Origin of the sequence: Roseateles sp. SL47 (assembly GCF_026625885.1) — a bacterium.
In the GTDB taxonomy this organism is placed as follows: Bacteria; Pseudomonadota; Gammaproteobacteria; order Burkholderiales; family Burkholderiaceae_C; genus Roseateles.
The window spans coordinates 2469632-2482285 of sequence record NZ_CP113068.1; the positions used below are offsets into that span (position 1 = coordinate 2469632).

The window sequence follows — 12654 nt, forward strand, 5'->3', positions numbered from 1 at the left end:
GCTCTCGACCTGGATCGTGACGTGTTATGCAGCCAGGGGGTGGCGTGGCCCGGACGCCTGACGGACGTCCTGGAGCGGGATGGCCGGCGACGTCATCGGCGTACGGTTTGGCGAACGTTCCGGCGAACGGTCCTGCGTCAGGACCTGCGCCGGGTCCAGCGTGAGTTGGCCGAACAGGTCGCGAGGGTCGTCCAGGGCCGGAATCAGCGACACGGGTTGGCCAATGCCCAGTGCCAGCGACTGCTCATTCAGCCAGCGCAGCGTGGAGAAATCTTCCAGCGCAAAACCCACGGAGTCGAAGACCGTGACCTCGTCCGCCGAGACGCGGCCTGGGGCTTCTCCGCTGAGCACCCGGTGCAGTTCGGTGACCATGAAGTCGGCCGGCATCTGCTGCAGGTCGCCTTCGATCCGTGTTTGCGGTTCGAATTCCACCACCACACGGGCGCGGGCCAGCACCTCGGCATGCAGCTCGGTCTTGCCCGGGCAGTCGCCGCCCACGCCGTTGATGTGCATGCCGGGTTCCAGCATGTCGGGCGTCAGGATGGTGGCGTTGCGTTTGTCGGCGGTGACGGTGGTCACGATGTCTGCTCCACGCACGGCCTCGGCGGTGCTGGCGCAGCGCACCAGGCGCAATCCGGGCACCGTGCGCAGATGGCGCTCCAGCTTGTTGGTGGCGACGGGGTCGATGTCGTAGAGACGGATCTCGGTGATGCCCAGCAGGTGATGGAAGGCCAGGGCCTGGAATTCGCTCTGGGCGCCATTGCCGATCAGCGCCATCACCCGCGCATCCGGGCTGGCCATGTGCCGGGCGGCCAGGGCCGAGGTGGCGGCGGTGCGCAGCGCCGTGCTGAGCGTCAATTCCGACAGCAGGGCCGGAGCGCCGGTGTCCACGTCGGCGAGCACGCCGAAAGCCATCACGGTGGGCAGACCCACCTGGTGGTTTTTGGGGTGGCCGTTGACGTATTTGAAGCTGTAGAGCTGACCGTCGGAGATGGGCATCAGCTCAATCACCCCGTCTTGGGAGTGATGGGCTACACGGGCGCTTTTGTCGAAGGCGGACCATCGACCGTAATCCCGGGCAATGGCCTGGGCCAGTTGTTCCAGCGTGGTGGCGAGGCTGTGGTGGTGGACGATGCGGGCAACGTCCCGGGGGGTGAGCAGGCGGGTCATCGGCAGACACAGGTAGTGGCGATGACTGGATCTTGAAGACGGAGGCTGCCAACCGGAAGGCAGAAACCTGATCAAGAATGCAGATAGATTGCGCAAAACGTCAGAGCAAAATATCGTTTTGCAGGGAACTAGGGGTTAACCCGGGCGCTTGGCGCGCGGACGCCCCAACTTGGGACTACGGCAGCCTATGGACACACTGGACCACCAACTCATTGCCCTGCTGCGGCAGAACGCGCGCGACAGCATTGCGACGCTGGCGCATAAGCTGAAGGTGTCGCGCGGGACGGTCACCAACCGGCTGTCCCGGCTGGAATCCAGCGGGCAGATCGTCGGCTACACGGTGCGGCTGCGGGCGGATGTGGCGCCCAAGCAGATCACTGCCTGGATGAGCATCGCCGTCGAGGGCAACCGCACCCGGGAGGTGGTGGGCATCTTGCTGGGGGAGCCCGGGGTGGTGGGCTTGTTCGACACCAACGGGCGCTGGGATCTGCTGGCAGAACTGCGGGCCGACACGCTCAACGAACTCGCCGACATCCTGGAGCGGGTGCGGCTGATCAAGGGCATCGGCGCCACTGAAACCAGCATCCATCTGCAGACCTACAAGCTGCCTTGACCGGGGTCTTCCAGCTCGAACTGTCCGTCGCGCAAGATCAGGCGCTGGCGTTGCACCCGAGGATCGGGCCGGGGGCAGCGCCCTTCGTTGAACCGCAGCACCACCTCCACCCGCGGGCCGAGGCCGGGGCTCAGCACGCTCAGGCCGGTGGCCTGGGGCGCCGCGCCGGAACCGCAGGCGGCCGGTCCCGGCTTGTCCTTGAACCCTTCATTCAGGGCCAGGCGCAATTGGTCGCCTTGTTCCAGCACCAGGCGTTCACTGCGGCTTTCCCATCCGGCGGCGCTGTCGGCGCGCCGGCTGCGCAGGGCCCAGCGGTCATCGGCCAACTGCAGCAATTGCAGGTCTTCCGGGCCTGCACCCGGCGCGCCTTCCATCAGCAATGGGCCGCGTGCCCGCAACTGCCAGCGGCCTCGCTCGTCGGCGGCGAACAGCGCCGCGCCCAGGGCCGGCACGCAGGCGGCGCACTGGAACTGCTCGCGGGGGCCTGGGGTGAGCTGATAGACCACCATCAGCTTCTCGGTGCTCAGGTCGGTGTAGCGCTGGCGCCAGACCTCGGTGACTGAAGCGCGGATGCTCACGCGCGAGCCGCCGCCAAAAAAGTCGTTGACCCTGGGATCCTGCCAGACCGCGCCCCCATACAGCAGGCGGCGCGCGGTGGCCATGTCCGGTGGTGGGGCAATGGCCACGGGGACCTGGGCGAGGGCGGAGGAGGTCAGGCTGCAGAGGCCGATCGCTGCAATGATGGTGCTGGTGCTGGCTCGGATGAACGAGCAGAAGCCGGTGAGGGCCTCGCGCGCCGCTCCTGCGACCTTGCCCCTTGGGCTCAGTGGCCGGTGCCCACGCACCAGCGTCTGCCTATCCAGCGCCCCCAATTCCAGCTCGCGCAGTTCCAGCTCGCGCAGTTCCAGCTCGCGCAGTTGCAGTGCCCGCAGCGCCAGCACATCCAGCGGCCCCGCTGGCTGCCGCTGCTGCAGATGGGTGGGAAGAAGCTGCAATCGGGTCATCGTGAATGAGGGGTGATGTCTCTCTCTTCTGGACAGTATCGGGCATGGATGGCGGCTCCTGCGAGGGTCAGGCTTCACGGGTACAGTGGCAGCCATCTCAAGACGCCAGAGGGCCGGGCATCACCGGCCTTGGAGACGACCGCATGACGGCCCCAGTGATCCGCAGCCTGCTAGAAACCGATCTCTACAAGTTCACGATGTGGCAGGCCATGCTGCATCGGCATTCCGAGGCCCAGGCCGAATATCGCTTCGCGTGCCGCAACACCCCCCAATATCCGCTGGCCGATCTGGTGCAGGATCTTTCTCGCGAGCTGGACCATCTCTGCGCGCTGAGCTTCACCGCCGACGAGCTGGCCTACCTGCGCACGCTGCGGTTCATCAAGACGGACTTCATCGACTTCCTGCGCATCTTCCGCTTCCAGCGTGATTTCGTTTCCATTTGCGCCGACGGGGACCGCCTCGACATCGTGGTGCGGGGCCCGCAGGTCCACGTGATGGGCTTTGAGATCTTCCTGCTGGCGATGGTCAACGAGCTGTATTTCCGCCGCTTCGATCCCGTGCCAGCCCTGGCGGAAGGCCGTCGGCGCCTGCACGACAAGATCGAGCTGCTGCGCAGCTTTGTGCGGGACGAGCCGCCGCGCCGCCATCCCTTCCAGTTCTTTGATTTCGGCCTGCGCCGCCGCTTCTCGGGCGATTGGCATCGCGAGGTGCTGTCCACGCTGAAGACCAAGCTGCCGACGCAGTTCCGTGGCACCTCCAACGTGCTGCTGGCCAAAGAGCTGGACCTGGTGCCCATCGGCACCATGGCCCATGAATACCTGCAGAGCTACCAGGCCACCGGCGTGCGCCTGCGGGACCACCAAAAGGCCGCGCTGGAAGACTGGGTGCAGGAGTACCGGGGCGACCTGGGCATTGCGCTGACCGATGTGATCAGCATGGATGCCTTCCTGGCCGACTTCGACCTGTATTTCGCCAAGCTGTTCGACGGCCTGCGCCACGACTCCGGTGATCCGGTGGTGTGGGGCGAAAAGGCCCTGGCGCATTACGAGAAGCTGCGCATCGACCCGCACACCAAGCGTCTGGTGTTCTCGGACGCGCTGGACATGCCCAAGGCCATCTCGCTGTATCGCCACTTCGCGGACCGCACCCAGCTGGGCTTTGGCATCGGCACCAAGCTCAGCAACGACATGGGCCTGCAGACGCTGAACATCGTGGTGAAGCTGACGCATGTGGATGGCCAGCCGGTGGCCAAGCTGTCGGACAGCCCCGGCAAGACCATGTGTGAAGACCAGACCTTCCTGGCCTATCTGCGGCAGGTGTTCAAGGTGCCGGCGGTCTGAGCCGGGGCGGCGGCCAGCCGCTCAGGGCGCAAGCGCCTTGAGCCGGTGCTGCGCCGGCCCGGCCAGCAGCGGCGTCGGCTTGCCCAGCACCCAGTCCTCATGCCCGGCCCCGTAGTAGGGCGACAGCGGATGCCCGCTCTGCCCGCCCGGCATGCTCAGCCAGCCGCGTTCCTCCCGGCCCGGTGACACCACCAGGCGCTCCGATTGGCCAAATGCCGGCCCCGCCACATGGGGCAGGTTGCTGTCCCCGCTCTGTGGCACCGACGGCATGTCCAGCCAGCGGGACAGCGGCGGAATCGCCTTGGCCAGCACATGCTGGATGTGGCTGGCGTTCACCCGTCCCCAGGTGGCCGCCTTCAGTGAACCTGGACCGCGCGTGTCCTTGGGCAGGTCCTGGGACATCTCCTTCGCTGCTTCGTCCAGTTGCGCCAGCAGCAGAGCATCCCAGTTGGCATGCTCGATGGGCAACAGATGGGCCGGTGTCTCGTCCAGGGCCTGGACCACGGCATATTCAAACTGGTTGCGCCAGCGGATGCGCTGCTTTGCATCGTCCTGGCGCTCGCCCAGGAAAGGCCGTGTCCACGACACCCACAGCAGGTTCAGCGTGTTCAGCCGGGCGGTCCGCACCAGCCGGTAGGCCGCCTGGTCCGCATCGGCACGGCCATTCCAGCCGGCCAGCAACTGCGCCAGCTCGGTTCGGTCCGGATGGGCCTTGAGCAAGGCCTGGAAGCGGACCGCCCAGGTCTTGATGAAGCGGGCCTCGTCATCGAAATGGATCTCGCCGATGCTGGCTTCGTCATGTTTGGGCCGTTCCGCCAGACGGTCGCGGATCTGCTGGCCGCGCGCGCCGAGGTCAAAACCGCCATCCCCGATCAGCTCGGCCCGGTCCCCACCCAACTGGCGGCTGTTGGCCGTCCACAGCTGGCCCTGCGCGGGCGATAGCACCTGTGGATATTGATCCGGCGTGAGCCAGGTGTGACGCATGCCGGCCACATCGGTGAAATGACCCTGGCTATTGGCGATGCCGCGCTGGGACCACAATCGGCCCGCGATGGTCCAGCCGATCTGGCCGTCTCGGTCCGCCGCCACCAGGTTCTGGTGGGGCATGCCGGCGCGCTGAGCCACGGCCAGCGCATCGCTCACATGGCGTGTCTGCAGCATCTCATCCAGCGCCAGGCTGTAGGCCTCGCCTTCATGTGCCACCCAGTGCAGCGCAAACCGGCGCTGGCCTTCGGTGACCACCACAGGGGCGCCGGCCAGCTCTTCCACCTTGAAGGGCTGCGCCGTGCCGCCGTGGACCTGCAGGGTCTCGTTGTGGGTGGTCAGCTTCGCATCGGCCGGCACTTCCACCCAGTCAAACCACTGGCCATAGGCGTTGGTGAAGCCCCAGGCCACATGGCCATTGCTGCCCACCACCAGCGCCGGAAGGCCGGGCAGGGTGACACCTGCCGCGCGCAGGGCGTTGCTGCCCTGGCCGATCTGGAACTGGGCGCGGAACCAGATGCTGGGCACGCCCAGGCCCAGGTGCATGTCGTCGGCCAGGATGGCGCCGCCATGGTGGGTCCGGCCGCCCGAGACCGCCCAGTTGTTGCTGCCGATCACCGGCGGCGCATCCAGGGCGGCCAGGCGCTCGGTGATCCAGGTGTCCATCGGGGAGAAGCTGGCTGGGGAGGTTTGCCCCTGAGCGGACGACCCCTGAGCGGACGGCCCATGAGCGGGCGGTTCATGAGCGGGCGGTTCATGTGCGGACGGCCCATGTGCGGCCGGCATCCAGGCGGCCTGTGCTTCTTGGGAGGGCTCCGTCGTCGGGGTCGCCCGTACCAACTGGCCACCCGTGGCCAGGTCCGTGGTGCCGGTGGCACCCTTGCGGCCGGCACGCAGGTCCAGGTCGGCGGGCGTGGGCAGTGGCGCCGCAGGCACCGTGCTGCCATCCAGCGGAGCATCCCAGCGGCCGCCGCGTGGATACAGCCATTCATACATCGCATCGCCGGCTTTTTCACGCACGAGGATGCGTTCCAGTCCGGCGTCGTAGCTGCCCGACTGCAGCATGAAGTACATCTCGCTGATCACCAGCAGCGAGTCCACGGGGGTCCAGTCCTCGGGCGTGGCGCGCAGCAACAGGTATTGCCAACTGCGAACCGGTAGCGCATGCAAACCGTTATTCACGCCTTCGGTATAGGCCTGCAGCAGGGCGCGCTCGGGGGCGGGCAGGGTGTTGAAGCGCTCCGTCAGACGCGCCCGCAGCCGGTGGACGCGTCGCTGGCGGTCCCGCTCCAGCGCCTTGGCGCCGAACAGGGCGGACAACTCGCCGGACGCCGAACGGCGGGTCAGGTCCATCTCGAAGAAGCGTTCCTGGGCGTGTACCCATCCCAGGCCTCGGGCCAGGTCCAGGCGGTTCTGTCCAGCGAGGGTGACAGTCCCGCGTTCGTCGCGGCTGATGTCCAGAGGGCCGGTGAGGCCGGGGAGGCGGATCTCCCCATCCAGCTGCGGCACGCTGGCACGCACCAGCATCCAGACCGCCAGCACGGCTGCCAGCAGCAACACCAGCACACCGGCCAGGCTGCGGAACACCCAGCGCCGCCAGGGACGCGCCATTGACTTGTTCATGAACTCACTTCCTCGGATGGGTTGGGCCCGGCATGGTTGCTGTTGAGAACGGCATGACGGACCGGGATTGTGCCCGCGGCCGACACCTCACATTCCGCACACAGGGCTCCCCTAGAATCGCGCGCCATGTCTTCAGTCTCTGTCGAGTCCGGCCAGCGCCGGCGGTGGCTGCGCGGGCTTGCCGCGCTGTGCGTGTCGGGCCTGTCGGCCTGTTCGGTGATGACCCCGGCCCCAACGCCCACACCGGCGCCGGTGGCGCCACCGCCCGTGGAAGCCGAGTTGCCGGCGCCGATCACCCCCAAGCCGCCCCCCAAGCCGCCACGCATCGGCCTGGCCCTGGGCGGGGGAGCCGCCCGCGGGTTTGCGCATGTTGGTGTCATCCAGGTGCTGGAGGAGCAAGGCATCAAGGTGGACCTGGTGGCCGGCACCTCGGCGGGCAGTCTGGTGGGGGCCTTGTACGCCTCCGGTCGGAACGGCAAGGAACTGGCCACGCTGGCCGAGACCATGGACGAAGGCGCCATCACTGACTGGACCTTCCCGATGCGCGGCCTCATCCGCGGCGAGGCGCTCGCGCGGTTCATCCGCGAGAAAACGGGCAACCGCAATATTGAACAACTGCCGATTCCGCTGGGCATCGTGGCGACCGACCTGGGCGATGGCACGGCCATCATGTTCCGTCAGGGCGATGTGGGCACGGCCGTGCGGGCGTCGAGCGCAGTGCCGGCGGTGTTCCAGCCGGTGAAGATCGGCACTCGTGAATATGTCGATGGCGGTCTGGTGGCGCCGGTGCCGGTGCGTTTTGCCCGGCAGATGGGCGCGGATCTTGTGATTGCGGTGGACATCAGCGAGGCGCCGGATCCCAAGGTGCCCGGTGACGCCGTGCGGATGCTGCTGCAAACCTTCTCCATCATGGGCCGGTCCATCAGCCAATATGAGCTGAAGGAGGCGGATGTGGTGCTGCGCCCGCGTCTGGAGGGTGTGAGCGGGTCGGACTTCACCGTGCGCCGCCGGGCCATCCAGGTGGGGCGAGACGCGGCGACGGCGATGCTGCCGCAGATCCGTCGGGCGATTGCGGCCAAGACCCGCTGACTCCGCTGACTCCGCTGACCCCGCTGACTCCGCTGATCCCGCTGACGGCAAGCAATGCGCTCGCGGTGCGGCGCGGGCTGAGGGCGTTCCAGCCTTTCAAAGCTGCAAGGCCGGGTGGTTCACGCCTGCCTGGGCGGCCAGCGGGTGGCATCCATGCTGCTGGCCCGCCCTGGGGTCGTCGTGTTCCCAGGCCCTAAAGCCGTTCGCCCCGGGCCGAGGCTTCGATCAGCCGGTTCAATCGGGTGATCTGGGTGTCGGCCTTTTTGGCGCTCAGCACATGCCAGATGCTGCTGCGCTGATAACTCGGCGCCTGCGCGCGAAAAAACTCCCAGGCAGCCGGATGGTGACGGAAGGCCACTTCCTGGGCGGGGGTGAACTCCACCTCGTCCTGCTCATGCGAATACACGCGGGAGCGTGCGTCGCTGCGGGCTTCAAAAGCGGCCAGACCGGCCTCGCGCACCCGTCCTTCCTTGATCAGCGCTTCCATCCTGGCGATGTTGACGGCGCTCCAGATGGAGTTCGCCTTACGCGGGCTGAAGCGGATCTTGTAGGACTTGTCATCGATGCGGGTGCGGACCCCATCGATCCATCCATGGCACAAGGCTTCGTCCACTGACTCCGGCCAGTCCAGGCTCGGCAAGCCGCTGCCCCGTTTGTAGAAACCCACCACCAGGTCGGTCGCGGTGGATGCATGTTGGTCCAGCCAGTCACGGAAATCCGCTGCGGTCGGGAAGAAGTGAGGGGTGCGAGTGGCCATGGCCCGCAAGTATGCGCTGTTGGGCCGGGGTGGATCACCGATTGCCCACTGGAAGTTGCGCATGCGTGACTCGGGTATGCCGACTGCCAGCGGTGTCGTACATGTACGGACGGAGTTTCCTCGGTGCTGAAGGCCGCCCAACCAAGGGTTGTTGAGGATTCAAAGCGGTCTTTCCATCGGGTTAACGTACAGCGACACTAAATCTGTCATCGAGTAGGCAGCATTTTTGTGCGAGTCAAGGGAGAAGATTCTGGAAGCGAATAAACAGGAAGAGCGGACGACGACGCGTCTGCGACGGGGCCCTGCAGAAATGGCGGCCTTGAAGCGCGAAATGATGGAGCGTGCGCGCAAGATCTATCGCGAAGAAGGGGTGGAGGCCTTGAGCATGCGCCGGCTGGCCAATGAGCTGGGCATTTCCACCATGGCCATCTACAGCTACTTCGCCAACAAGCAGGCCTTGTTGGACGGGTTGTGGATCGAAATCTTCGAGGCACTGACGGCCGAATTGCTGGATGCGTCCAGCGAACAGCGGGGGCCACGCAAGGTGCTGGAAGCCCATGTTCGCAGGTCGATGGATTTTTGGGAGCGGCATCCGGAGCAGTTCCGGATGATCTATCTCTCGCAGAGCAGCGCGTCGCTGGTGGAGATCGGCGAAGCCCAGCGGCCGGTGTACAACCGCCTGCTCGGGCTGGTGAGAGAGCGGGTGGCTGCTTGCGCCCCGGACGGCGTGGAGCCGGACGAGACCGCGATCCGGCTGCAGTGCGACCTGCTCACCGCCAAGACCATGGGCTATCTGCTGCTGGTGGTGGGGCTGCAGCGCTACCCCCTGCACGATCGCGAGGCATTACGCGAGCAGATCGTGCATGAGGTGGTGCGTGATGCGGTGGACGGCTTGAGTGCCGGTGCCGCAAAGGCGGCGGCCTCTACGCCGGAGGCGCGCAACGACGCGAGCACCGCGAGGTCCAGCGCCAGCGCCAGCGCCGGTTGATCGGCTTGGCCAAGCCCGCCTGAACCGCAGCGGCGGACACGGGAACCAAAAAAAAGCCCAGCATACGCTGGGCTTGAAGGGCACTTGGGAAGCCGAGCTTCCTTGGGTACCGAGGAGACAAAAGGTACGTGACCTCAGGCAGTGGCGCGCTTCGGGGCGCGGGCGGCCTGGCCGGTCTTCAACGCCGTGTTGGTCACGGTGTTGACGTTGTTCTCGACGATTTCGCTGGCTTGCTTGACGGCCTTCTGGACGCTTTCATAAGCGTTGTTGGCAGCCGCCACCGCAGACTTCACCAAAGCTACAGCATTTTCCGTGCCAGCTGGCGCGTTCTTGGTGACGTTCTCGACGGCGCTGCCGAACTTGTCTTGGGCATCGGCCACTTGGGCTTCCGCCAGCTTGCTGAATTCAGCGCCGGTGGAGGTGGCAATGTCGTACACATGGCGGCTGTAAGCCACGGCCTTTTCAGCGGTGGGCTGCAGCAGCGAGGCTTGCAGGGCCAGGAATTCCTGCGCGTCCTTCACCGACAGGGCCGCTTGCGTGGTTTCAGCGGCTTCGCTCAGCGCGGTCTTGGCGGTCTGGATGTTCAGCTCGGCCAGCTTCTCCCAGCTTTCGAAGACCTTGCCGGTCAGGCCGAACACGGCGTTCAGGTTGCTACGGTGGGCGGCCAGCAGTTGTTCAGCAGTCAGCATGCAAATCTCCTAGATATGGATGGAAGCAGTCTCAGCCACCAACGAACGGCAGGCTGAAGGCCGGTTGCGGTGCCCATTTGCTTCATGGTGCGCTGCAACATGAAATGAAGTATAGGGTGGGCCTGGAGGATTGCAAGCCCTTTTTGTTGCACTGCACAAGAAATGTGGGAATGGCAGTCAGGCGCCTAGCCATGGGGGATGTACAGGCTTGGTTGACGCCGCAGGGAGGGGCTGAAACTCACATCGGCGACAGTTGTGCTGCGCAGCAGCATGCCCCTGCGCGCGAGCGGCCCCGCTGCGGGCGGTATGGTTCAGCTCATGCTCGCCTTCCATTACGACCACCTCACGCTGGCGCTGCCGCAGGGCCATCGTTTCCCTCAGAGCAAGTACCAGATGCTGCGGGAGCGCCTGGCGCAAGACCCGGGCCGCTTGCGCCTGCAGGTGGCCACCCCGGCCACGCGTGAGGAACTGCTGGTGGTTCACACGCCGGACTATGTGGACGCCGTGCTTCACGGCACGCTCAGCGCCGCCGCCCAGCGCGAGATCGGCTTTCCGTGGGGCGAGAGCCTGCCCAGGCGTTCGTTGTTCTCCGTGGGCGCCACCGTCCAGGCCGCCCGCGCCGCACTGAAAGAGGGCGTGGCCGCCAGTCTGGCGGGCGGCACGCACCACGCCTATGCGGACAAGGGCAGTGGCTTCTGCGTCTTTAATGATGTGGCCGTGGCCGCCCGGCTGATGCAGGCTGAATACCATCGTGCGAACAACGCACGGCGCGGCTTGCGTGTGGTGGTGATCGATCTGGACGTCCACCAGGGCAACGGCACGGCCAGCATCTTTGCTGACGATGCCAGTGTGTTCACCCTGTCCCTGCATGGCGAAAAGAACTTTCCGTTCCGCAAGGAGGCCAGCGACCTGGATGTCGGGTTGGCGGACCAGTGTGGAGACGACTGTTATTTGGAGGCCCTGGAAGACGCCCTGCAGCAGGTGTGGCTGCGCACGGCCGATCATCCGCCCTCACTGGCGTTCTACCTTGCGGGGGCGGACGCGCACGAAGGAGACCGCCTGGGTCGGCTCAAGCTGAGCGCCGAGGCCTTGCATCGCCGTGACCAGATGGTGCTGGAGGCGCTGCATCGGCGGCATATTCCGGTGGCCATCAGCATGGCCGGGGGCTATGGGGAGGATCTGTCGGTGACGGTGGACATCCAGCAGCGGACCCTGGCCACAGCGGCTGAGTTCTGGAGTCGCTGGGCCGTGCAGACGGGGCCCGAGGCAGGGGCGGGTGAGGACTGAAGCCACACCTCATCAACCAAAGCGCTTCAAGGTGCCACTCATAGGCCACCACCCACAGCGGCAGGAGGCTTCGCCATGATCCCGGTTCTTCCCCCCGATCTCTGCATGCATCACACCGTCGCCATGACGGACCTTCCCCCGGCGCAGACCGTGCAGGTGCCCTTGGCGCCGATGGGTGCGGCGGCGGTCGTCACGCGTCTGGTCGATGCCACGGAGACGGTGGCAGGCAAGCCGGTGCGTTTGCCCCCGCAGCCGGAACTGGAGGTTCAGGAGGTGACACTGGCGGCGGGGGAGACCTTGCCCGTTCCACCGGGGCTGGTCCAGCGTCATGCGCTGGTGCGCAGCGGAGCGCTGGAGGTGGGTACCACCAGCGCCAGGGCGCCGCAGCGCTTCACCGCCGGGCAATGGGTGCTGGACGATGGCCTCACGCCCTGGCGGGCCCCCGGCACGCCAGGGGCCGAGCCTGCCCGCCTCCTGGTGGTCAGCCATGTTCAACGTGGGCGGGGCGGGCAGGGGGCCCAGGCGCTATTGCCAACAGCGTTGCCAACGCCGTCGCCAACGCTTTTGCCCACGCCATCGCCGACATCCTTGCAGGCATCCGTTCGGAAACCGGGGGGAGAGTCCTTGAACGAGTCCATGAAGGAGTCCCTGAAAGAACCCCTGAAGGACCCGTCGAACGAGTCTTCCCCCAGGACTTCGATTCAGCCGTTGCTTCATACCGGATCGGACTACACCGGCCACCCCATCCAGATGCCGGATGGTCCCCTTCGGGTGATGGTTCACCGTTACGAGATCCCGGAGAACGCCACGCTGCCCTGGCACTTCCACCCCTATCAACGGTATGCCTACGTGGAAAGGGGTCGTTTGCAGGTGGAGGACCGGAACGGCCTCCGCCAGGTATTTCAGGCCGCAGACGTGCTGGTGGAGCAGCGCCAGGTGGTGCATCGCGGCACGAACCTCGGTCAGGAGCCCGTGGTCCTGCTGGTCTTTGATTACCTGCCCGAGAACACCCGCAACCACACCACCCTGGCCGAACCCATCTGAGTCCATCTGAGGCGATCCAGGCGCCGCCGGGGCCATCACCGACGGCGTTGCGCAGGCGACAGCGCC

General features: G+C 66.2%; 11 protein-coding genes. 6 read left to right on the top strand and 5 right to left on the bottom strand.

Going from position 1 to position 12654, the window contains the following annotated elements:
- Positions 1-24: 24 nt before the first annotated feature.
- Positions 25-1170 (bottom strand): ornithine cyclodeaminase, encoded by a 1146-nt coding sequence (locus OU995_RS10645; protein WP_267835505.1) that lies wholly within the window; start codon positions 1168-1170, stop codon positions 25-27.
- A gap of 187 nt (positions 1171-1357) precedes the next feature.
- On the opposite strand from OU995_RS10645, the gene OU995_RS10650 reads away from it, so the two are divergent.
- Entirely contained in the window at positions 1358-1783 is a 426-nt protein-coding gene (locus tag OU995_RS10650; RefSeq protein WP_267835506.1) for an Lrp/AsnC family transcriptional regulator, read from the top strand.
- On the opposite strand, the gene OU995_RS10655 is transcribed toward OU995_RS10650, so the two are convergent.
- A complete protein-coding gene (locus tag OU995_RS10655; protein WP_267835507.1) occupies positions 1768-2787 on the bottom strand; it encodes a hypothetical protein in 1020 nt (339 codons plus the stop codon). The two genes, OU995_RS10650 and OU995_RS10655, sit on opposite strands and share 16 nt — an antisense overlap.
- Positions 2788-2930: 143 nt before the next feature.
- Here OU995_RS10655 and pncB point away from each other — a divergent pair, with 143 nt between their 5' ends.
- Positions 2931-4127 (top strand): nicotinate phosphoribosyltransferase, encoded by a 1197-nt coding sequence (gene pncB, locus OU995_RS10660; protein WP_267835508.1) that lies wholly within the window; start codon positions 2931-2933, stop codon positions 4125-4127.
- A gap of 21 nt (positions 4128-4148) precedes the next feature.
- Here pncB and OU995_RS10665 read toward each other — a convergent pair whose 3' ends face one another.
- Positions 4149-6734 carry a penicillin acylase family protein gene (locus OU995_RS10665; RefSeq protein ID WP_267835509.1) on the bottom strand — a complete coding sequence of 862 codons (2586 nt, stop codon included), beginning with the start codon at positions 6732-6734 and terminating at the stop codon, positions 4149-4151.
- Positions 6735-6860: 126 nt separating this feature from the next.
- Between OU995_RS10665 and OU995_RS10670 the strand changes: the two genes are divergently transcribed.
- Positions 6861-7823, top strand: a complete 963-nt coding sequence (locus OU995_RS10670; protein ID WP_267835510.1) for a patatin-like phospholipase family protein — start codon at positions 6861-6863, stop codon at positions 7821-7823.
- Positions 7824-8016: 193 nt separating this feature from the next.
- On the opposite strand, the gene OU995_RS10675 is transcribed toward OU995_RS10670, so the two are convergent.
- Positions 8017-8580 (bottom strand): YdeI/OmpD-associated family protein, encoded by a 564-nt coding sequence (locus tag OU995_RS10675; RefSeq protein WP_267835511.1) that lies wholly within the window; start codon positions 8578-8580, stop codon positions 8017-8019.
- Positions 8581-8899: 319 nt separating this feature from the next.
- Here OU995_RS10675 and OU995_RS10680 point away from each other — a divergent pair, with 319 nt between their 5' ends.
- The gene (locus OU995_RS10680) at positions 8900-9568 is read left to right on the top strand and encodes a TetR/AcrR family transcriptional regulator (RefSeq protein WP_267835512.1); all 669 of its coding nucleotides are present in this window, start codon (positions 8900-8902) and stop codon (positions 9566-9568) included.
- A 134-nt stretch (positions 9569-9702) separates the two neighbouring features.
- Here the strand turns inward: OU995_RS10680 and OU995_RS10685 are convergent, their stop codons facing one another.
- Positions 9703-10257, bottom strand: a complete 555-nt coding sequence (locus OU995_RS10685) for a phasin family protein (RefSeq protein WP_267835513.1) — start codon at positions 10255-10257, stop codon at positions 9703-9705.
- 318 nt (positions 10258-10575) lie between these two features.
- On the opposite strand from OU995_RS10685, the gene OU995_RS10690 reads away from it, so the two are divergent.
- Together OU995_RS10690 and OU995_RS10695 are read left to right on the top strand one after the other, a co-directional pair.
- A complete protein-coding gene (locus OU995_RS10690; protein WP_267835514.1) occupies positions 10576-11544 on the top strand; it encodes a histone deacetylase in 969 nt (322 codons plus the stop codon).
- 75 nt (positions 11545-11619) lie between these two features.
- Entirely contained in the window at positions 11620-12588 is a 969-nt protein-coding gene (locus tag OU995_RS10695) for a cupin domain-containing protein (protein WP_267835515.1), read from the top strand.
- The last annotated feature ends 66 nt before the right edge of the window (positions 12589-12654 follow it).

Bases quoted from the DNA above. Each gene is read 5' to 3' on its own strand.
- OU995_RS10675 (WP_267835511.1), bottom strand. From the start codon at position 8,580: ATGGCCACTCGCACCCCTCACTTCTTCCCGACCGCAGCGGATTTCCGT.
- OU995_RS10685 (WP_267835513.1), bottom strand. From the start codon at position 10,257: ATGCTGACTGCTGAACAACTGCTGGCCGCCCACCGTAGCAACCTGAAC.
- OU995_RS10695 (WP_267835515.1), top strand. From the start codon at position 11,620: ATGATCCCGGTTCTTCCCCCCGATCTCTGCATGCATCACACCGTCGCC.
- OU995_RS10690 (WP_267835514.1), top strand. From the start codon at position 10,576: ATGCTCGCCTTCCATTACGACCACCTCACGCTGGCGCTGCCGCAGGGC.
- OU995_RS10645 (WP_267835505.1), bottom strand. From the start codon at position 1,170: ATGACCCGCCTGCTCACCCCCCGGGACGTTGCCCGCATCGTCCACCAC.
- pncB (WP_267835508.1), top strand. From the start codon at position 2,931: ATGACGGCCCCAGTGATCCGCAGCCTGCTAGAAACCGATCTCTACAAG.
- OU995_RS10670 (WP_267835510.1), top strand. From the start codon at position 6,861: ATGTCTTCAGTCTCTGTCGAGTCCGGCCAGCGCCGGCGGTGGCTGCGC.
- OU995_RS10665 (WP_267835509.1), bottom strand. From the start codon at position 6,734: ATGAACAAGTCAATGGCGCGTCCCTGGCGGCGCTGGGTGTTCCGCAGC.
- OU995_RS10650 (WP_267835506.1), top strand. From the start codon at position 1,358: ATGGACACACTGGACCACCAACTCATTGCCCTGCTGCGGCAGAACGCG.
- OU995_RS10655 (WP_267835507.1), bottom strand. From the start codon at position 2,787: ATGACCCGATTGCAGCTTCTTCCCACCCATCTGCAGCAGCGGCAGCCA.